Below are 21,780 nucleotides of genomic sequence, written 5' to 3'. Positions count from 1 at the left end.
AGACGGGGTAGATATTTATTATATTAACTTTTTTAAACTTAAAACCTTAAACTTAAAACTTTTTTACAATCCTTGTGCTTGAATCGCGGTAATCACGACTGTGTTTATAATATCATCAACCGTACAACCACGACTTAAATCGTTAACAGGTTTATTTAACCCTTGTAACATAGGACCAATTGCCAATGCTCCCGTTTCTCTTTGCACCGCTTTGTATGTGTTATTTCCTGTGTTTAAATCTGGGAAAATTAAAACGCTTGCTTGTCCTGCCACTTCTGAATTTGGCATTTTGCTTTTTCCCACTTCCATATCTACGGCAGCGTCATATTGAATAGGACCTTCGATTTTTAAATCGGGACGTTTTTTTCTAACTATTTCAGTTGCTGTTCTTACCTTATCTACTTCGTCTCCTTTTCCAGACGATCCAGAAGAATACGAAAGCATCGCTATTTTTGGTTCTAAACCAAAAGCCAAACTCGAATCAGCAGATGAAATGGCTATTTCCGCCAATTGTTCTGCGGTAGGATTAGGATTAATAGCACAATCCCCAAAAACAGAAACCCGGTCTTCTAAACACATGAAAAATATAGAAGAGACTACGGATGAATTTGGTTTTGTTTTAATGAATTGCAATGCTGGTAAAATCGTATGCTGTGTGGTATGCGCCGCCCCTGAAACCATACCGTCAGCGTGGCCTTTATACACCATCATTGTTCCAAAATAAGAACCATCTTCCATTAAATCTTTGGCCATAGCCAATGTTACTTTCTTATTCTTACGCAACTCATAATAGGTATTTACGTAATCTTCATAATTCTCAGATTGAATCGGATTGATGATTTTTACTTTCGAAAAGTCAAAAGCAATACCCAACTCTGCAACCTTATTTTCTATTTGTTTTTTATTTCCCAGAATCGATATATCAACAACATCCATTGCTAACAAACGTGCAGCAGCAATAATAATTCTTTCATCATTCCCTTCGGGCAAAACGATATGCTTTCTGTGCTTTTTTGCTCTTTTTACTAGATTGTATTGAAACATTTTTGGAGTCATCCCTTCCGCTTCAAAAGAGCTTAATTTTTTAGCTAAATTATCCAAGTCAACATACTTCTCGAAAGTATTTATTGAAGTTTCAATTTTCTGCTTATTGTCAGCATAAATCTGAGATTTTATATTCCCTATTTTATTAGTAATGCTATATGTTCCTCCTTCAACAGAAATAATAGGAACAATACTGGTCAATCCTTCAATTAATTTGAGAATACTGTCATCAGGCAATATATTACCTGTGAGTACTATTCCTGAAATCGTCGGATAATTTGCAGATTCATTGGCTTGCAATGCACCCAATATAATATCAGCCCTGTCACCAGGAGTTATCACCAAAGCATTTTCTTTTAAGTGTAACAAGTAGTTGTGTAACTGCATTGCTCCAACACTAAAATTCCCAATTTCATTATTTAAGAATTCGCCACCAAATAACACTTTTGCCTCGAGTTCATCTACAATTTCTTTAATGGTCGGATTGTTCAAACTAGAAATTATCGGAATGGCATTCACGAGAATATCTTTTGGTAAACTTGCTTTTAATCCATCCGTAACTAATTTGATATTTTCGGGTTGTACTTTATTGGCAATAACAGCCAGTACTTCGACGTCCTTTACTTTAAAAGAATCATACGCCAAATAAAGACTATCGATTAATTCCTCTAATGTTTTACCAACTCCTGAGCCCACAATTATAGTTGGAATACCCAGATTTTTGGCTATAAGAACATTCATATCGAGTTCGATAACCGTTCCTTCACCGCTAAAGCTAGTTCCCTCAACCAAAACAAAATCAAATTGTTCTTCCAGTCGTTTGTATTTATCAATGATCAAATCAAGGACTTCTCCTATTTTACCTTTGTTTTTCTTTTTGATTAGCTTGCTTTTAGTAATTGCAAATGCATCTTCAAATGCAATATCCAAACCAAAATGAGAGATTACGGTTTCAATATGATTGTCTATTTTACCATCCTCAAAATCTTCTATTATTGGTCGAAAATAGCCCACTTTAGCTGTTTTACCAATAAGCATACTCATTAAACCTAAAGTAATAATTGACTTTCCACTATTAGGTTCAGAGGTTGCAATATATATGGCTTTGTTCATTCTAATATTTTTTATTTTTATTATAATTCTTATGCGTTGAAAATTCTCTATATTTCACTCCAGTCCTTTATTTAAGACCGAGATTTTATATTCTTTTAAAGGCATTCTATTGTTATAGACTAAATATCTTTACTGATTACTACTCTCAAAACCACTTTCGCTTTTTAAAATAAAAGATCATTGCAATTCCTAAAGAAATCATAATACCAATAATGGTATAATATCCATTTCGATAATGCAGCTCCGGCATAAACTCAAAATTCATTCCATAAACTCCCACAATAAATGTCAGCGGAATAAATATGGCGGAGACAATAGTCAGCGTTTTCATAATCTCGTTCATCTTATGCGTTTGCGCCGAAAAAAAGAAATTAGAAGCACTTTCTAATGATCCCATATCCGAATCAATTTGTTCTAACAGCTCTAAACTTTTTTGATGCAATCGAGCAAAAAAACTAAAATTATCCATTTCCATAGCATTAAAGACATTGTCATCTTTTATACTTTTTATATCGTACAAAGAATCTCTCAAAGGAATAATGGATCTTTTAACAAAATTAAAATTATCTCTGTGTTTTTCAATTCTCTCTAAAATAATGGGGTCAGCACTTCGTTTCGAAAGGTTAATTAGGTCTTCTACTTTGTCTTCTTCATTTTCAATAGTAATATAAAAATTTTCCATGATAGCATCCAAAAGGATGTACAACAGATAATCGACTTTTTTTGTTCTAACAATTCCTGAATGCGTGCGAATTCGTTCTCTGATATGCATGAAAAAATCACTGCGCTTTTCTTGAAAAGAAATTAAAATACCATCCTTTATCAAAAAACTGATTTGTTCCACACTGATATTGTCGGAATCTCCAGCCGGCAGAAGTGATTTTATATTAAAAAATAAGATGTCGGACAGTTCTTCCAGTTTTGTTCTTCTAGTCGTATTTAAAATATCGGCAAGCATCAAATCATCTATTTCAAAATAACCACCAATCGCTTTTATTAGCTCAATATTATTTAAACCATGAATATTCAGCCAATTCATTTTTTGAGTATTGATATATTTATCCAGATCCGAAACTTTAAAATCCTCATATTCTGTCAAATCAAAATTGTCAAAAACAAACAACTGCATTTCTGACTCATGCTGCTTGTGAATTCCGGTATATTCCAAATTAAAAGGCTGCAATTTTCTGCCTTTCTTGTACTTAATTTTTCTCATTCAAAATTATTTGTATAGTAATATTACGAAATACTTTTATCAATAAATCTCAACTTTAGGAATTGGACATTCTAAAAATCAAGTTTTCATATTGACTTATTTTAAAAAAAACAAAGATATGCAGAAATAATAATTACTAATAGCAGATTAATGACGTATCTCGTATTAAAAACAAAACCCGACACATTTTTAAAACGGGTCGGGTTAAATATTAAAACTTGATTTTATTATTTTTTCTTAGATTGTCCGGCTGAGGCGAATACAAACTTTTTATCTGAAGGATTGTAAATCATTTTATTTTCCTTTCCTTTATTTTTCAATACCACATCTCCTTGTTTGTTTACTATACATTCAAAACCTTCGTTTCTAATTTTATCAATGGTTTCAGAAACAGTTTGGTTAACATCCAAAAAATGTATTTCTTTTATTTTAGTCATGGTTTGTTCATTCGTCAGGACTTTTGTTTTTGAAGCAATATCACAAATTACAGAAACAGTTGTTACCGCATCTTCAGTTTTTAATTTGGTTATTGCACTCTTTTTTTCCAACCAAGTTATTTTATGCAAGGTAGTTCCTTTGGTTATAAACGCCTCAATCTTACATTCTAATGGCACCTTATTTGAGTCAAAAGTTTTCAATAAAATTGTATCTTTTTTTTCTTCTTTATTGGTGAAAGACAAATAAAATTTATTCTTATTCATCTCTGCCGAAACATTTTCTGATTTTGCAAGAACTAGTGAAGAGGATGATTTTTTGGATGACTTATTTGACTGGCTAAAAATAGTAGTACAAAAAAATGATAGTGTAAGAAGTAGGATTATTTTTTTCATAATGAATTAAGATTTCAACTAGGATTGAAAATTACAATAATATTTGATGCAAAATAATCCGTTTTGTTTTTTAACTAAATAAAAAAATCCATTGCATAAAAAAACCGAACTTTAAAAAAGCTCGGTTTTAGTAAACAAATTAAATAAAAGAAAATTAGTTAGCTTGTGATTTTACTGCTAAATTATAGACTACTAATCCAAAACCAATTTTATTAATGGCATCAGCAATATTGTAAGCGACATCTACGCTTCCTTTTCCAAGGATTCCCGTGTACCATCCATCAGTTCCTAACATGTATCCTAATGGGTAAATTGCCCAACCTACAAGTACAAACCAACATAATATTTTGTGTGAGGCAAGAACATTTCCTCCTGCAGCGGCAGCTAATTTAGAAGCTTGCCCTAACCATATTTCGTAAACAATAGCGAAATAAGCTATTCCAGATACTAATCCCCAAATTTGAGCATTTTCTGGATTTACGGCTTCACCAAAGTAACCCGTAACTAACATTATTAATGAATAGATAATCATTTTCCATAACAATGATTGTTTAGCTCCTGCTATTTTTAATATCAAATAGAACTCAACACACATTAATGGCACCGTTAAAACCCAGTCAACATAACGAAAGAAAGTAGGTGATTCTCCAAACGAAGCCCAATAATCTCTCATGTAAAAATAATGTACTGCGGCAATAAAAGTAATTAAACCAGAAACTAAGACTGAAGTACGCCACTTTTTGTCAAATTGGTTCAGTGATAAAAAGAAAAATGCTGATGCGGCCATCATAGCCATACAACCAACGAAAAAAGTAAATCCTACATAATCTGTAGGAGATAATTTTGCAACCAACATAGTAATAAACATAGAATTTGTCATAATTTAAATTTAAAGGTTAAGGTTATTTGTTGAAGTAAATATAATAAAAGTTAAACAAACAAAATACATTTTGTTAAAATATTTTTACTTAATTTTAAACAAACTTAATTCAAACATGCTTAAATATACAAATTTCGCAATCGTAGCAAGCTTTTTTTGTTTGTGGCTCAACTCCTTTTTCCCTAAAGAAATTCAAATATTCATTAGTTTTTTACTCATTTTTACGTTCGGAATTTTACATGGGGCTAATGATTTGCTATTAATTAAGAATACAAACGATTCAAAAAACGCGTTTTCCTTTACAAAAATTCTAATATATTATGTTCTGGTAGTTTTAAGTGGGTTACTACTTTTCTATTTAGTACCTGTGTTAGCCTTGCTATTATTCATTTTGGTAAGTGCGTTCCATTTTGGCGATCAGCAAGGGTTGTATTTAGATTTTGATGTCCCAAAATGGCTGCTTATTCTCTACCCGTTTACATACGGAATTGTTCTCTTGTTCTTATTGTTTTTCTTTCATATCAATGAAGTCCAAATTATAGTAACAGAAATTATTAGATTTAAACTTCCGTCCTACTATATAAATGAAACCCTCATAATTAGCGGATTGATCTTTATAAGTTTAAGTGTTTATTTTTATTGGAAATTTGAATCCTTTCGAAAAAAATTAGAAAGAGAATTGTTTTTTCTTTTGCTTTTTGCAATATTATTTAAAACTTCAGATTTAATTTGGGGTTTTGCCATTTACTTTATCATTTGGCATAGCATTCCTTCTATTTTAGACCAAATAAAATATCTGCATGGTTCTTTTACTTTTACCCATTTTATAGCGTATTGTAGGAATGGCTTTGTCTATTGGTTCGCCTCATTACTGGGTATCGGACTTCTTTATTTCCTGTTTAGGGATACGGAAATATTCAACGGGTTGTTTTTCTCTTTTCTAGCAGCAATTACGTTTCCGCATGTATTAGTAATTCTGAAAATGTCGCATAAAAAGCATTCGAAAATCGCATAAAAAAAACCGTTCACCACAGGCGAACGGTTTTTTAAATCAACAATAAAGACGCACCGCAGTGCGTCTCTACGGGAAATTATTATTTTACTTCTTCAAATTCAACGTCTTCAACATTGTCTCCTTGAGCAGCATCCCCTTGAGGTTGTGCTTCAGCTTGACCTTGTTCTCCTTGAGCATACATCGCTTCAGTTGCTTTTTTCCAAGCAGCGTTGATGTTGTCAAGAGCAGTTTGAATTGCAGGAATGTCTTGAGATTGGTGCGCCATTCTCAATTCAGTTAATGCATATTCTACAGCCACTTTGTTTTCGTCAGATAATTTAGAACCTAATTCTTTCAATTGAGTTTCAGTTTGGAAAATCATTCCATCTGCTTCGTTCAATTTTTCTGCTCTAGATCTTGCGATTTTGTCAGATTCAGCGTTAGCTTCAGCATCTTGTTTCATTCTTTCGATTTCTTCAGAAGTTAATCCAGAAGAAGCTTCGATACGAATATCGTGAGATTTACCAGTTCCTTTATCAGTAGCCGAAACTTTGATGATACCATTAGCATCAATATCAAAAGTTACTTCAATTTGTGGAACACCTCTTGGTGCTGGTGGAATACCGTCTAAGTTAAAACGACCGATAGTTTTGTTATCAGCAGCCATTGCTCTAGCTCCTTGCAATACGTGCAATTCAACTGTTGGTTGAGAATCTGCAGCAGTAGAGAAAACTTGAGATTTTTTTGTTGGAATAGTTGTATTAGACTCAATAAGAGTTGTCATAACACCACCCATAGTTTCGATACCTAAAGATAAAGGTGTAACGTCAAGTAACAATACATCTTTTACATCTCCAGAAAGAACTCCACCTTGAATAGCTGCTCCAATAGCAACAACCTCATCAGGATTAACTCCTTTAGACGCTTTTTTACCAAAGAATTTTTCCACTTCGTCAGCGATTCTTGGCATACGAGTAGAACCTCCTACAAGGATAACTTCGTCAATATCAGAAACAGATAAATTTGCATCTTTAAGCGCTTTAGCAACTGGTGCCATAGAACGTTTCACTAATGAATCAGTTAATTGCTCAAATTTAGCTCTAGTTAATTTTTTAACTAAGTGTTTAGGTCCTGAAGCCGTAGCAGTAACGTATGGCAAGTTAATTTCAGTTTCCGCAGAAGAAGACAATTCAATTTTTGCTTTCTCAGCAGCTTCTTTCAAACGTTGCAATGACATTGGGTCAAGACGTAAGTCAATACCTTCTTCAGTTAAGAATTCAGCAGCTAACCAGTCAATAATTTCATGGTCAAAATCATCTCCACCTAAGTGAGTATCCCCATTTGTAGATAATACTTCGAAAACTCCGTCTCCTAATTCAAGAACAGAAATATCAAATGTACCTCCACCTAAATCGTAAACTGCAATTTTTTGATCTTTACCTTTTTTATCAAGACCGTAAGCCAGCGCTGCAGCTGTAGGTTCGTTGATAATACGCATTACTTTAAGACCTGCAATTTCACCAGCTTCTTTTGTAGCTTGACGTTGTGCATCATTAAAGTAAGCAGGAACTGTAATAACTGCTTCAGTAACAGTTTGGCCTAAATAGTCTTCAGCTGTTTTTTTCATTTTTTGAAGAGTCATTGCTGACAATTCTTGTGCAGTATATAAACGACCATCAATATCAACACGTGGTGTATTGTTGTCTCCTTTTACTACAGAATAAGAAACTCTTTTTGCTTCAGCAGTAATTTCTGAAAAAGAGTGACCCATAAAACGTTTGATAGAAGCAATCGTTTTGGTAGGATTAGTTACCGCTTGTCTTTTGGCAGGATCTCCCACTTTAATCTCTCCACCTTCAACAAAAGCGATGATAGATGGTGTTGTTCTTTTTCCTTCTGCGTTAGGGATAACCACTGCTTCGTTACCTTCCATTACAGAAACACAAGAGTTTGTCGTACCTAAATCAATTCCGATTATTTTACCCATTTTTACTATATTTAATTTTAATTGTAAACTTATTTTTAACGTCTCGAAGACGATAAGTCAATCTTTGTGCCAATACAATAGGTGCCCATAAATTGTCAGTTTATGTGAAAATTGGCGGGAAATAATCTGACAACATGACATTTTAATCTGAATTCATTTCAGATTCTCCTGTCTTATATCTCGCTATCTTCAGCTTGCCTATGATTTATTCCTCCTTTATTTTAGGAGCTATTTCCTGCTATCCATTGCAATCTTTCTTGTCTCTTCTTGTCTTTTGGGACAAGAAGAGACAAGAAAGGATTTCCATTTCTATCAGGGCTAGGGATTTTGTATTTCCATCACATTTAAAATCATTATCTTATTCTCATTATTGTACGGACAGGTCGCGACTTGTCTCCACGTGAAAAAACCCGCTCCTCGAAGTGTTCTTTGCTTACTCCAAAACGTTTTCAACTTTGAGGATGCGTCATTCAGTTTAAGATTAAAATAATAAAACTGACTGATGCAATAAAGATCAGGAGACCTTAAACACTTTCTCAAAGTTGAAAACTTTGCGAAGCGATCGTGACCTTAAAGTTCCATATATTTACTTTATAAAAATAAAGAATGAAAGACATCCCCATATTAGCAAGTAGCATCACTTTTTTGAAGAGTCTGGCAAATAATAACAATAGAGAATGGTTTGCTGAAAATAAGGAGACTTATATTTCAGCACAAAATAATATTATTGCATTTATAGACCAACTTATAATACTAATGAATAATCATGAATCTATTGAAAATGTTTCTGGAAAAAAAAGTCTCTATCGTATTTATAGTGATGTTCGTTTCAGTAAAGACAAATCACCTTACAAACCTCGCTTTGCAGCAAGTTTGCAAAGAGCGACTAACTTAAAACGAGGTGGCTATTATTTGAATATTCAGCCCGGTAATAATTTTCTAGCGTGTGGTTTTTTCTCTCCAAATCCCGATGACCTAAAAAGAATAAGAAAAGATATTGACCTTAACCATAAAGATTGGCGCAAAATTTTAAACTCCAAATCAATAAAGAATAATTTTTTAGAACTGACAGGTCATACAGTTCCAACTTTCCCAAAAGGATTTTCCCAAGACCACGAAGCGATGGATTTAATTCGGCATAAACAATTTATTCTTAAACATAATTTTACCGATAAAGAAGTAATTGATCCAAAATTTATTTACAATGTAAACGAAATATTTAAATCGGTAAGACCCTTTTTTGATTATATGAGTTTTGTGCTTACAACTGATTTAAATGGAGAATTGAAAGTTTAGAAACTAAAAGAAACATAAGAGATAGCGCAACAATAGGACAATTGGTCATTTTATCAAATTTGGAAAGTCTCAATGCTGTTTTTATTCAGCAAGGACAATCGCAATCACAAAGGCTTATTCAACTCAATACTATTGCGATAACCCAAATGAAAGCTTTAGTAAATAGCAAACAAATAAAGACCTTGGATTAATTATGTTTTTCTACAATAAAAAAACGCAGGTTTTAAATCCTCTTCTCTTCCAACATTTTAAAAAGTAAAAACTTTATTATCGTATTATTACTCGTTTTTTCTATATTTACAGAAATCAAATGCGGGTTCTACAATATGTTTATCGGACCTTAGCACTAAAATAAATGCAATTTAAAATAAAATAATAATGACAGCTTTTAGCAAAGAATTATCCTTTCGTTGGTCAGATTTAGACCCTAATTTTCATGTACGTCACAGCGCTTATTATGATTTTGGCGCTCAGCACCGTATCGAGATTTTAGAAAGCCTAGGTTTAACAATGAAGGTTTTGCGGTCACAGAATTTTGGTCCCATCTTATTCAGGGAAGAATGCATTTTTAGAAAAGAAATACTGCTTTCGGATAAAATAGTGATGCATACTAAAATTTCTAAAATGAAACCCGACGCTTCACGTTGGTCAATTGTCCACGAATTCCTGAATGACGAAAATAAACTTTGTGCCATAATAACCGTAGATGGTGCATGGATGGATACCAAACTGCGCAAAATAGCCAACCCAACTCCTGAAATAGCGATAGACGCTATTCGTAATTTTCCAAAAACTAATGATTTTCTAGAACTTTAAATTTATGAAACAATTATTTAAAATTGCCAGCTGCTTACTGATTGTAATCGCACTGGCTGTAAGTTGCAGTCCGTTGATAAACGCAAACACCACTGAATTCACCACTGGTAAAGTGCAGGAAATCGTAGTGGGCAAAGACGGGTATACCGCGAAATTAGCAACAACCGACAATTCAATTTATCTAGCGACTATCAGTCGCGCCAATTTATTTGAACCAACACAATATAGACAGGTTTCAACTGGAGAAACTATACAAGTGAAAGGGGATGTTTTTAAAATTTCAGGCGTTAATCATATGACAGTGCGAGTGCTGAAGTAACGAAAAACTAAAAAATTGTACATCAAGAATAAAAAAAGTCAATAGAAATTACGCTATTGACTTTTTTTATGCATTAAATAGTTTTTTTGCTACAAATTTGATCTTCCTCGATTTAACAATCCTACAATAAACAACAGGACAACAGCACCTAAGACCGCGGTTACTATACTGGCTAAATTAAAACCACCAGTTTCAGTACCTGCAATTCCAAGTCTTGTGCCTAGCCATCCGCCCAAAAAACTACCTACGATACCTACAATTATGTTTCCGATAAGGCCAAAGCCACTACCCTTCATAATTTGACCTGCTAACCATCCTGCGACTACTCCTAAAAGTAACCAAACTAAAAAATTTTCTGTTGACATAATTAAATAATTTAAATTGTTGAACAACTATTTTAGTAAATCAAACATAAAGGTAGCATTTTTCTGTTTAAAAAATTTACATTTATAAATTATTTTCTGATTAAAAAAGAAAAAATATTTATATATCAATCTGTATTGCAATTAATTAATAAGATTTTTTTTTGAAATTTAGGTTTTCAAAACAGAACCATAATATTTAAATTTTTAATCTTACCGCAACACCTCAATAGAATTTAACCTTGATGCTTTCAACGCATGATAATAGCTAAAAAATACGTCACTAACATAACAAATTAAAAACGAAAGAAGTATAGGACATAGTGCGATTGAACTGGGCCAATTATAAACTAAGTAACCAGTTTGGTAGCGCTAATTGCAAAAATAATCCCATTTAATCCTCCGGTTATACGGGTCATCATGGCATTAATTAAAAATTTTATTAAGATATTGATTCCTCTGGCTTCCCGTTTGAAATAAAATGACGAACAGTTTAATAAACAAAACTGATTTGTAACACATTTTATTTAAAACTTGAGGTTATAGATCGGTAATAGTTCTAGTACAATTATAAAATTAAATTAGTTATCTTTAAAAGTTAAATAAGTCTATGGAAACACTTAACTCGATTTTTAAACTAGCCGCGGGAATAGGATTGTTCCTATTTGCAATGTACCTGATTGAGGAAGCATTAAAAAATCTTTCCGGTCGAACATTTAAACTTTTTTTGCAGCGCATTACAAAAAATAATATAGGTGCCATAACTGGTGGCGCAGTCGTAACTGCAGTTCTTCAGAGCAGTTCTATGGTTTCTTTGATGGTTTTAGCATTTGTAGGGGCAGGCGTGTTTACGATGAAGAATGCCTTGACAATAATTCTAGGCGCTAATCTGGGCACCACACTCGATAGTTGGCTGGTCGCTACGCTTGGTTTTAAAACAAATATTGAAATAATTGCCTATCCTGCCGTGTGCTTGGGCGGTTTTCTACTAATACTTTTCAGGAGTCGCAAGACAATTGAATATATCTCTTATTTTCTTTTAGGATTCGGACTCTTATTCATTGGGCTTTCCTTTATGAAAACTGCCATGGAAACGCAGGTGCAAAACTTTAATTTTTCGGAATATGCAGCCATGCCTTCTATTGTGTTTCTATTCATGGGGTTTCTCATTACTATGGTGGTTCAATCCAGCTCTGTAACAATGGCTCTTACACTTAGTGCACTTCATGCAGGGGCAATTGATTTTCCTATGGCAGCAGCCATTGTTCTAGGCTCAGAAACAGGTACTACAATTAAAATACTACTTGGCGCAATAGGTGGCAATGTCTCGAAAAAGCGAGTGGCGCTTGGTAATATTCTTTTCAACATCGTCCTAACTGTAATTGCGTTCCTATTCCTAAAACCTATTCTGTTATTGATTACTGATGTTTTCAACATAAAGGATTCCCTTATAGGATTGGTTACTTTTTCCAGTCTTATTAATTTACTTGCTATTGTTCTTTTTCTTCCTTTTCTCGATTTATTTACAAAATTTTTAGAACGGTTTTTTAAAGATTCAGATGGTTCCACAGCTGCCTTTATAGGACACGCGTCTATCAATGAACCAGAAACAGCCTTGGATTTATTTCGACGAGAAACCAAATATTTTATTTATAATTCAATGATTTTTAATCTGGAGTTATTTAAGACCGATACTTCCTCGCTTCAAGCCCACTCTGAATATAAAATCATCAATAAGGATAAAAATTTCTTTTCGAAAACTAAAGAAGAAAAATATGAATTCCTGAAACAATTGCAGGGTGAAATACAGGCTTTTTATTTAAAATTGCGATCTAAAATACAAAATGAGCACCAGGGAGAACTCAATCAATTGATTTCAGCAGGACGGAGCTCTATGCATTCGGTAAAAAGTATCAAGGACATAGGTTCTAATATCTCAAATCTCAGCCATTCCTCAAAAGATATTAAATACAATTTTTTTATACATCATAAAAAAGAAACAGAAAACCTGTATTTTCATTTGAATACCTTGCTTTTGCAAGAAAACAAAGTGAGTTTTGAAGAACTCCAATCCCTTTTTGACAGTATCCAGAATAACTACAGTTCTGCCTTGAATAATTTTTATACCGAGGCGCAACAAGCTTCAATTGAAAATTTAGATATCACCACCATAATCAACTTTAATCGGGAACTTTTCACCTCCAATAAAGCGATGCTAATGGCTGTAAAAGAAATGGTATTGGACGAAAAACAAGCTGAATTTTTTAATGAGATTCCAAAATATAAAACCTAAAAGAAGTGAAAGTGATTGATTTTTAGCCGTTTTTTAAAATACCTAAGCCTTACAAGTAAAATACATAAAACTTTGAGCCTATTTTATCCAAAAATTTTACAACTTTAAAAACGACTTTTATACGATTTTTCGTTGCGAAATTTACATCTTTGTAGATTATTCCATTTTCGACTAAAATTGTTAATCTGGTTGAAATTGGTTATTTTTAAAACATTAAAAAAAACACTTCATTTGAAAAACTATTTAAAGAAAGGTTTAAAAATTTTCCTTTGGACTTTAGGAACAATCGTACTATTGTTTCTATTGATAATAGCAATTTTTCAAATTCCCTCTGTTCAAAATTTTGCCAAAGAAAAAGCGGTAACGTATCTGGAAGGAAAAATTAAAACTAAAGTTTCCATTGCCAGATTAAAAATTGGATTACCCGAAAAAGTAATTCTAGAAGGTGTTTATTTTCAGGATCAAAAAAAGGACACGCTTTTAGCCGGAGAAAAATTATCGGCTGATATCAGTTTGCTGCAATTGATAAACAACAAAATTGAAATCAACTCCTTGGAATTGGAGGGAATTACTGCCAATTTAAATAGAGATTCAAAAGCAGTTTTTAATTTCGAATATATCTTCAAGGCTTTTGCTTCGCCAGAAAAACAAAAAAGCGATTCTCCTCCGATGCAATTTTCTGTAGAGAAAATTAAATTGGACCGAATAAAATTCAATTATAATGATGCCGTTACAAAAAACGATTTAAATGCCAATTTAAATCATTTTGAAACAACAGTAAAAACATTTGATTTAGATCAGATGATTTTTGAAATCCCAAAAGCTAAAATTAATGGCTTACGTTTTAAATTAAGGCAAGGGTTGGTTCAAATATCCAATAAAACCAAAGTTGCTGCTGTACAAAATGCTCCAGAATCCATCTTAAAATTAAAACTGGGAGAAATTGATTTGGCTAAAATTGATTTTGATTACCAAAGTGACGAAACCAAATTATCCACTAACTTTTATTTGAAAAAACTTTTAGCTAAAATTAATAAAATTGATCTTAATAACCAATTATTATTATTTGACAGCATTGATTTGACAGGTGCTGAAGGCGAATTAGCTTTTGGCAAACTCGATTCAGAAAATTCAAGAAAAGAAGCAAAAGGCGACCCAAATAACTGGGAAGTAAAAGTAACTAAAACCGAATTTAAACGAGTAAATTTCCGTTATGACAATAATAATATTAACAGAATAAACGAAGGTATAGATTACAACCATTTAGATTTTACTCAATTAAACTTACAAGTCGATGCTTTATATTACAATCCGGAAAATATCTCCGGAGCGGTAAATTCGTTAACTTTTAAAGACAAAAGTGGTTTAAACATTCAATCGTTTACTGCTGACTTTTTCTATGGTAAAAAGAATGCTTTCTTCAAGAAATTATATTTAAAAACCCCTCAAACAGAGTTGAAAGATGAAATTCTCATCGGTTATCCTTCAATTGGATCTTTAGCTAAAAATCCAGGAGAATTAGGTATTACAGCTAACTTGAAAAAAAGTAAATTGGGAATCAAAGATATTTTGCTTTTTGCTCCAATTTTAGTAAAAACAAATCCTTTTATGAGCAATCCCAATGCGATACTACAGGTAAATGGGAAAGTTTCGGGAAAATTAAAGAATTTTGCATTTCCAGACATTGAAATTAGTGGTATTGGAACTACTAAAGTGGTTACCAGCGGAAGAATTATAGGTTTACCGGATGCTAACAAAGCATATTATGATTTTAATATTAAGAATTTGCAATCCGGTGCTAAAGATCTTAATGGAATTTTACCTCCGGGAACGATTCCAAATTCGATTCAACTGCCTTCAAAGTTCAGTGCTGTAGGAACTTTCAAAGGGACAATAGATAATTTTACTACCAATTTGAATTTGGTAAGCAGTTTTGGAAATGCAAAAATTAATGGTACATACGATCGAAGAATAAAAAATCTGGATCGATATGATGCCAAAATGGAACTGACTAATTTTGATCTTGGGAAATTTATCAAAAACGATTCAATTGGTAAAGTCACTTTAAAAGCTAACATAAAAGGAAGTGGTTCTAATTTAAAAACGGCGACTGCCTCTTTGAACGGAACCATTAAAAAAGCCTATTACAATAAATATACCTATCGAAATCTAAATGTAAAAGGGAATATTCGAAACGGAAATTTTAATGTTAAAGCAAATGCTCAAGATCCAAATCTAACTTTTGATTTAGTAAGCAGCGGAAGTTTTAGAGACAAATATCCTTCAGGAAAACTTAAACTGAATGTTGATATCGCCGATTTAGAAAAACTAAATCTGCATGCCGGACCAATGAAAATTAGAGGAGTTGTAGATGCCGATATTCAATCTGCCAATTTAGATTATCTCAATGGAACCATAAGTGCCAATACGATAACCATTGCCAATGGAAAAGAACAATTTGTTATTGATTCCATTAATGTAGTGGCAACGTCCAGTTCACTAAAAAACACTTTAAAACTAAAATCACCTTTTTTAGATGCAGAAGTCGATGGAAAATACAAGCTAACAAAAATAGCAACTGCATTATCTAATTCTATTGCCAATTACTATAATACTGCATCTTATAAAAGAAAAGCAGTAAGTGAAAAACAACAATTAGCTTTTAAAATCGCTATAAAAGACAGCCCCATTTTACTAAAATTAGTTCCAGAAATAAAAAGCTTAGAACCCATTAACCTAAGCGGAAGGTACAATTCTGTTAATGATTCTATTGTTTTGAATGGTACAATTCCAAAATTAATTTACGGTGAAAATAGAATCACTAACGGAGTTTTGAAGATAGATACCCAAGACAAGGCACTGGTTTATAGTTTAGTTGTAGACGACGTCATAAATAAACAAATTCAGTTGCCGTTTACAAGTATTACCGGTAAAGTCCAAAACAACATTGCCAATTATACGATTCAGTTAAAAGACCTAAAGGACAAAGAACGCTACTTAATTGCTGGAACTCTTAAAGCCATCAACGGAAACAACGAAATCAATTTGGATTCTAATAATTTATTACTCAATTATGAATCTTGGAAAATCGTACCCGATAATTTAATTCGTTTTGGTAAAAACGGGGTCTACATCAATAATTTCGATTTGGACAAAGGAGGGAATAACATTAAAATTCAATCCCAATCCGAAAGACAAAATGCTCCCATAGCAATTGATTTCAAAGACTTCGATCTTGAAACCATTACCAGTATAGTCGAAAAAAGCGATTTGCAAATGAGCGGAAAAATCAATGGAAACGCTTTACTGAAAAATGTAAGCACGACTCCCCTTTTTACTTCCGATTTGATAATCGAGAATTTTACCTTCAAAAAAGATACTGTTGGAACCATTAGCATAAAAGTAAATAATGCCATCGCCAATAGATATGACGCTATTATTTCAATTACCGGCCAAGGAAATCAAGTCAATTTAGACGGAAATTATAAAACAGGCGACAGTAGTTTTGATATGAATCTTGCCATTGAAAAACTCAACATGAAGAGTATTCAAGGATTTACGATGAATCATTTAAGTGAAAGCACCGGATTTTTGACAGGTAATTTTAAAATAACCGGAAACACATCCCAACCCAATGTGATTGGTGATTTACAATTTAATGACGTGGGTTTCAAAGCAACAGAACTGAATGCAAAATTCAAATCTATTAATGATAAAATCTCATTTACGAATAATGCTATTACTTTCAATAAGTTCATTATAAAAGACGAAAAAGATAATGATTTAACGATCAACGGAACAATTGACAGTCATGAATTTAGCAATTTAGGATTCAATCTAACAGTTGACGCTGATAATTTCAAGGCCGTAAATTCAAAAGCTAAAGATAACGATTTGTACTACGGAGAATTATACTTAGACAACCACTTGCGCATAAAAGGCGATTTTAATAACCCGGATATCGACGGTAATATCAAAGTGAATAAGGATACTAAATTTACCGTTGTTTTACCACAATCTGATCCTTCAATTGCAGATAGAGAAGGAATTGTTGAATTTATTGACCAAGACCACCCGCAATTAATCGAAAATGTTGCGCTTACTGAAATTAGCAGTAATTCGGATTTAAAAGGTTTTAATGCTTCAGTAAACATTGAAATTGATAAAGACGCTGAATTATCATTGGTTATTGATAAAGCAAACGGTGATTTTTTAAAATTAAAAGGAGAAGCCCAACTGAACGGCGGTATTGATCCTTCTGGAAAAACTAGCTTAACTGGAAGATATGAATTATCCGAAGGTAGTTATGAAATGAATTTCAGTGCGATTAAAAGAAAATTTGACATCAAAAAAGGAAGTTATATTCTTTGGACCGGCGAACCAACAACAGCGGATATCAATATTACTGCTGTTTATAAAACGGAAGCAGCACCAATCGATTTGATAAGTGATCAATTAGGAGATATCACCCCAGAAATTAGAAACACGTACAAACAAAAAATACCTTTTGAAACAGAGTTAAAAATGAAAGGGGATATAATGAAACCAACTATTAATTTTGATATCATTTTACCAGAAGGAAATAACAGTGTTTCAACTGAAATCATCAATAGTACGCAGGCAAAATTAACGCAATTAAGTCAACAGCCTGATGAATTAAACAAACAGGTTTTTGCTTTGCTGTTGTTAAACCGTTTCATCGGCGAAAATCCATTTGCAAGCGAATCCGGGGGCACAAACGTTTCTTCGCTCGCCAGAGCAAGTGCGAGTAAAATTTTATCGCAGCAACTGAATAATCTTACCGCAAATTTAATTAACGGGGTTGAACTTAATTTTGATTTAAATACTACCGATGATTATACTACAGGTCAGCGAGAAAACAAAACGGACTTGAATGTAGGTATCTCCAAGAAATTACTAAATGACCGATTGAAAGTTACTGTGGGAAGCAGCTTTGGAATAGAGGGACCTCAGCAATTGAATCAAAATGCAAATAATATTGCCGGCGATGTTTCCTTAGATTACCAACTTTCAAAAGACGGAAGATATAAAGTAAGAGCTTACCGTGTAAACAAATATCAAGTTGCGCTTCAAGGAGAAGTTGTAGAGACTGGAATTGCCTTTATCATCACATTGGATTATAATAAATTCAAAGAGTTATTCCTCAAAAGTAAAAGCCAAAAAACAAACAACAAGATAAAAAAAGTATCAAAAAAGAAATCTGATGAATAAGAACCATTTACTATATTTTCTTTTTTTAGCATTGTTTGTGACTTCATGCAGCAATACAAAATATTTACCTGAAGGAGAACTTCTATATACTGGCGCAACTGTAAAAATGGAAGGAAATGAGACTTCGAAAAAGGAAAGAAAATATTTAAAAACTGAATTACAAAAAATCGTAAGACCAAAACCTAATTCCACTATTCTTGGTTTGAGACCAAAATTATATATCTATAATTTAGTAGGGAAACCTAAAAAAGAAAAAGGATGGCGCTACTGGTTGCGAACAAAAGTTGGCGAAGCACCCGTCTTATACAGTCAAGTTGATTTAGAATACAACAAAAGTGTTTTACAAAACTTTAGCGAAAATCATGGCTATTTCAATACTAAAACTACAGCTGATTCAACAAGGAGCGGTAAAAAAGTTAAAGCAAATTATACCGTAAACCCGAAAAAACAGTATAAAATTAGAGAAGTTAAATTCCCAACTGATTCCTCCGTAATTTCAAGTAATATTCGCGCGATAAGCGATCGAAGCCTACTAAAAACAGATCAAGGATACAACCTTGATATAATAAAGGCAGAAAGAGTTCGTATTGATGCTAAGCTAAAAGAAAAAGGATATTTTTATTTCAATCCGGATTATCTTAAAATTCAAGTGGACAGCACCGTTGCAGATCATCAAGTAGATTTGACTGTAAAAGTAAAAAATGAAGCGCCTTCATTGTCTCAAACACAATTCAAGATAAATAATATTATTGTCTATCCTAATTATTCTATTGTTTCTGATACTTTGAAATCAAAAGAAGGATTTACCACAAAATACAATGATTTTACTATCATAGATCGCGAAAATTTATTCAAACCAAGAATTTTTGATCGTGCGTTGTATTTTAAAAAAGGAGATTTTTACAACCGTACCAATCACAATTTATCTCTGAACCGATTGGTCAATTTAGGAACTTTCAAGTTTGTGAAAAATCAATTTAAGGTCTCTGATACGCTAGGAAATTATCTAGATGCTTTGTATTATCTCACTCCTTTACCCAAAAAATCAATTCGGGTGGAAGTGTTGGCAAAAACCAATTCTGCTAATTATACCGGAACAGAATTGAATGTGAACTGGAGCAACAGAAACGCTTTTAGAGGAGCCGAACTACTTACTATTTCTGCTTTTGGTGGAGTTGAAGTACAAGTATCAGGACAAAATAATGGCTTTAATGTTTACCGAATGGGTACCGAAGCTAATTTGGTTTGGCCAAGATTTGTTTCCCCTTTCAAAATTGAAACGCCTGGTGGTTTTGTTCCAAAAACTAAAGCTACTCTAGGTTATGAATTTCAAAATAGAATCAAATTATATTCCTTGCAGACATTCAAAGGATCTTACGGTTATTTATGGAAAGCAAATGAACATAAAGAACACTTGTTGAGTATTACCGAAATTACATATGCCAGCCCGCAAAATGTAACTCCTTTGTATCGAGATCAAATTGCTGCCAATCCATCGCTTGAAAAAGTAATCGAAAAGCAATTAATTTTTGGTCCAAGTTATTCGTACACCTTTACTAATACCATGGAGAAAAGAAAGAAAAACACCTTTTACTATAAAGGAACTTTGGGTCTTTCTGGAACTATAGCCGGGTTGCTGACCGGTGCTAATGCAAAAAAAGGAGATACCATTAAGGTGTTTGGAGTTCCGTTTAGTCAATTTATAAAAATTGAAAACGAATTCAGACATTATTTAAAATTAGGAGAAGATTCACAACTGGCTAGCAGAGTTATTGTTGGTGCAGGTTTTGCCTATGGCAATTCAACTGAAATGCCTTTCATCAAACAGTTTTTCATCGGTGGAACCAATAGTTTAAGAGCGTTTAGAGCACGTTCTATCGGACCCGGTAGTTACGATGGTTCAACTACTTCGAGTTCCTTTTTAGCAGACCAATCAGGAGATTTAAAATTGGAATTCAACACTGAATATAGAGCTAAAATTTATGGTCTGGTTAAAGGAGCGTTATTTTTGGACGCAGGAAACATTTGGCTACTGAACAATAATCCAGAAAAACCTGGGGCTGAATTTTCTAAAAAATTCATCAACGAAATAGCCGTGGGAACTGGAGCCGGACTTCGTTTTGACTTTTCGTTTTTAGTCCTTCGAACTGACCTTGCCTTCCCTGTTCGGAAACCTTATTTACCGGATGGTCAACGTTGGGTGTTAGATCAAATAAGTTTTGGTAACAGTACTTGGCGAAAAGAAAATTTAGTTTTTAATTTAGCAATCGGATATCCTTTCTAAATTTTAAAACTATAGATACATAGTTGTATTTTTAGATTCTATATACCAAAAAACATTTAGTATTCAGAAAAGAAATTCTCTTTTCTGAATACATTTACTACGTTTTCTATTAATCAAAAAAAGCAAAAGTAAATTCAAAATCGACAATCTTATCTCCCTCAAATATTTTATTCCAAAATATAAATCAAGAATATACCATCGTAAACTTTTAATCATTAAATTTGTTGAATCAAATCAATAAAAGATTAAACAAAATAATGAAGTCAACTACCGAAATTCAACTTTCAGAAATAGCACTAGATCGGATTATCGAAATGGCTTGGGAAGACCGAACGCCTTTTGAAGCCATCTATTTTCAATTTGGACTAAAAGAAGCCGACGTCAAGGCTTTAATGAAAAAAGAATTAAAATTTAGAAGCTACAAATTATGGCGTGAACGAGTTGAAAATTGCAAAACGAAGCACCTCGCCAAGCGCGTTGAAGGTATTGACAGATTTAAATGCAATATGCAAAGAGCAATCTCAAATAATAAAATTTCTAAGCGATAATAAAATTTATTCAGCAATAATGAAAAAAGAAAGACCAGATAATATCGTATATTCTGAAGAGCAAGGATATAATGCGAATCTTTTACCTTATGCAACAAGTGTTGGCGCGCCCGCAATTAGAATCGATGATGTAGTTTCTTGGAAAAGTAGAGGTATCAGTAATGTAAACAAAGAATTTGAAAGTAAGTTCAATGAGCTTAAACTTCAGTATCAAAATTTAATAGAAGAATTTGAGTGGAATGAATTAGTTTACAACTCTAAATTTTCTTTTGAACCAGTGGTTGGCGAAATTTATCATTTATATAGAGGCGATGACGGCATAAATTTTCTTTCATTAATTGGTCCAAATGAATGGAATAAGGAACATATAGGAACTTTTAAACTAAACAGCGATAAAAAGTGGATTCTACTGAACAAAAAAGAAATCATTTTTTCGTAAAAATTCAAAAATAGAACAAAAAAATATACATTAAAACTATTGTTTTCTTAAAATTAGAAAGACAAGATCGTATTCATTTTATAATACTTACGCCCAACTCAAAAGCGTTTCTTTACTTCGGACTTCT

General features: G+C 32.8%; 15 protein-coding genes. 9 read left to right on the top strand and 6 right to left on the bottom strand.

The window, feature by feature from the left end; all coding sequences use genetic code 11:
• Positions 1 to 63: 63 nt before the first annotated feature.
• The 4 genes from pta to H4V97_RS00740 all read right to left on the bottom strand — a co-directional run bounded on the left by pta (position 64) and on the right by H4V97_RS00740 (position 5,083).
• A complete protein-coding gene (pta, locus tag H4V97_RS00755) occupies positions 64 to 2,157 on the bottom strand; it encodes a phosphate acetyltransferase (RefSeq protein WP_209548665.1) in 2,094 nt (697 codons plus the stop codon).
• 145 nt (positions 2,158 to 2,302) lie between these two features.
• Positions 2,303 to 3,373 (bottom strand): magnesium/cobalt transporter CorA, encoded by a 1,071-nt coding sequence (gene corA / locus H4V97_RS00750; protein WP_209548664.1) that lies wholly within the window; start codon positions 3,371 to 3,373, stop codon positions 2,303 to 2,305.
• A gap of 227 nt (positions 3,374 to 3,600) precedes the next feature.
• On the bottom strand, positions 3,601 to 4,203 hold the full coding sequence (locus H4V97_RS00745; RefSeq protein ID WP_209548663.1) for a hypothetical protein: 603 nt from the start codon (positions 4,201 to 4,203) through the stop codon (positions 3,601 to 3,603).
• Between the two features lie 154 nt (positions 4,204 to 4,357).
• Positions 4,358 to 5,083 carry a bacteriorhodopsin-like gene (locus H4V97_RS00740; protein ID WP_209548662.1) on the bottom strand — a complete coding sequence of 242 codons (726 nt, stop codon included), beginning with the start codon at positions 5,081 to 5,083 and terminating at the stop codon, positions 4,358 to 4,360.
• Between the two features lie 115 nt (positions 5,084 to 5,198).
• On the opposite strand from H4V97_RS00740, the gene H4V97_RS00735 reads away from it, so the two are divergent.
• The gene (locus H4V97_RS00735) at positions 5,199 to 6,098 is read left to right on the top strand and encodes a Brp/Blh family beta-carotene 15,15'-dioxygenase (RefSeq protein WP_209548661.1); all 900 of its coding nucleotides are present in this window, start codon (positions 5,199 to 5,201) and stop codon (positions 6,096 to 6,098) included.
• Between the two features lie 79 nt (positions 6,099 to 6,177).
• Here the strand turns inward: H4V97_RS00735 and dnaK are convergent, their stop codons facing one another.
• Positions 6,178 to 8,064, bottom strand: coding sequence for a molecular chaperone DnaK (dnaK, locus tag H4V97_RS00730; RefSeq protein ID WP_196849661.1), 1,887 nt, complete (start codon positions 8,062 to 8,064; stop codon positions 6,178 to 6,180).
• A 606-nt stretch (positions 8,065 to 8,670) separates the two neighbouring features.
• Between dnaK and H4V97_RS00725 the strand changes: the two genes are divergently transcribed.
• From H4V97_RS00725 to H4V97_RS00715, 3 genes are all read left to right on the top strand, one after another.
• On the top strand, positions 8,671 to 9,360 hold the full coding sequence (locus H4V97_RS00725; RefSeq protein ID WP_209548660.1) for a DUF2461 domain-containing protein: 690 nt from the start codon (positions 8,671 to 8,673) through the stop codon (positions 9,358 to 9,360).
• Between the two features lie 378 nt (positions 9,361 to 9,738).
• Entirely contained in the window at positions 9,739 to 10,176 is a 438-nt protein-coding gene (locus H4V97_RS00720) for an acyl-CoA thioesterase (RefSeq protein ID WP_209548659.1), read from the top strand.
• A gap of 4 nt (positions 10,177 to 10,180) precedes the next feature.
• The gene (locus tag H4V97_RS00715) at positions 10,181 to 10,495 is read left to right on the top strand and encodes a hypothetical protein (protein WP_196849664.1); all 315 of its coding nucleotides are present in this window, start codon (positions 10,181 to 10,183) and stop codon (positions 10,493 to 10,495) included.
• 89 nt (positions 10,496 to 10,584) lie between these two features.
• Here H4V97_RS00715 and H4V97_RS00710 read toward each other — a convergent pair whose 3' ends face one another.
• Entirely contained in the window at positions 10,585 to 10,860 is a 276-nt protein-coding gene (locus H4V97_RS00710; protein ID WP_196849665.1) for a GlsB/YeaQ/YmgE family stress response membrane protein, read from the bottom strand.
• 607 nt (positions 10,861 to 11,467) lie between these two features.
• On the opposite strand from H4V97_RS00710, the gene H4V97_RS00705 reads away from it, so the two are divergent.
• The 5 genes from H4V97_RS00705 to H4V97_RS00685 all read left to right on the top strand — a co-directional run bounded on the left by H4V97_RS00705 (position 11,468) and on the right by H4V97_RS00685 (position 21,653).
• Positions 11,468 to 13,150: a Na/Pi cotransporter family protein gene (locus H4V97_RS00705; RefSeq protein WP_209548658.1), complete on the top strand. Its 1,683-nt coding sequence runs from the start codon at positions 11,468 to 11,470 to the stop codon at positions 13,148 to 13,150.
• 231 nt (positions 13,151 to 13,381) lie between these two features.
• Positions 13,382 to 18,382 (top strand): translocation/assembly module TamB, encoded by a 5,001-nt coding sequence (locus tag H4V97_RS00700; RefSeq protein ID WP_209548657.1) that lies wholly within the window; start codon positions 13,382 to 13,384, stop codon positions 18,380 to 18,382.
• A complete protein-coding gene (locus H4V97_RS00695) occupies positions 18,375 to 20,666 on the top strand; it encodes a BamA/TamA family outer membrane protein (protein WP_209548656.1) in 2,292 nt (763 codons plus the stop codon). Before H4V97_RS00700 ends, H4V97_RS00695 begins: the two co-directional genes overlap by 8 nt.
• 257 nt (positions 20,667 to 20,923) lie before the next feature.
• A complete protein-coding gene (locus H4V97_RS00690; protein ID WP_196849669.1) occupies positions 20,924 to 21,214 on the top strand; it encodes a TIGR03643 family protein in 291 nt (96 codons plus the stop codon).
• A gap of 19 nt (positions 21,215 to 21,233) precedes the next feature.
• Complete coding sequence (locus H4V97_RS00685; RefSeq protein ID WP_209548655.1) at positions 21,234 to 21,653, top strand: DUF2452 domain-containing protein; 420 nt, start codon at positions 21,234 to 21,236, stop codon at positions 21,651 to 21,653.
• Positions 21,654 to 21,780 lie beyond the last annotated feature (127 nt).

The sequence above is a fragment of the Flavobacterium sp. CG_23.5 genome, assembly GCF_017875765.1.
Classification (GTDB): domain Bacteria; phylum Bacteroidota; class Bacteroidia; order Flavobacteriales; family Flavobacteriaceae; genus Flavobacterium.
Note: the sequence above shows the minus strand (reverse complement) of the source record. Positions and strands in the feature narration are given on the sequence as shown.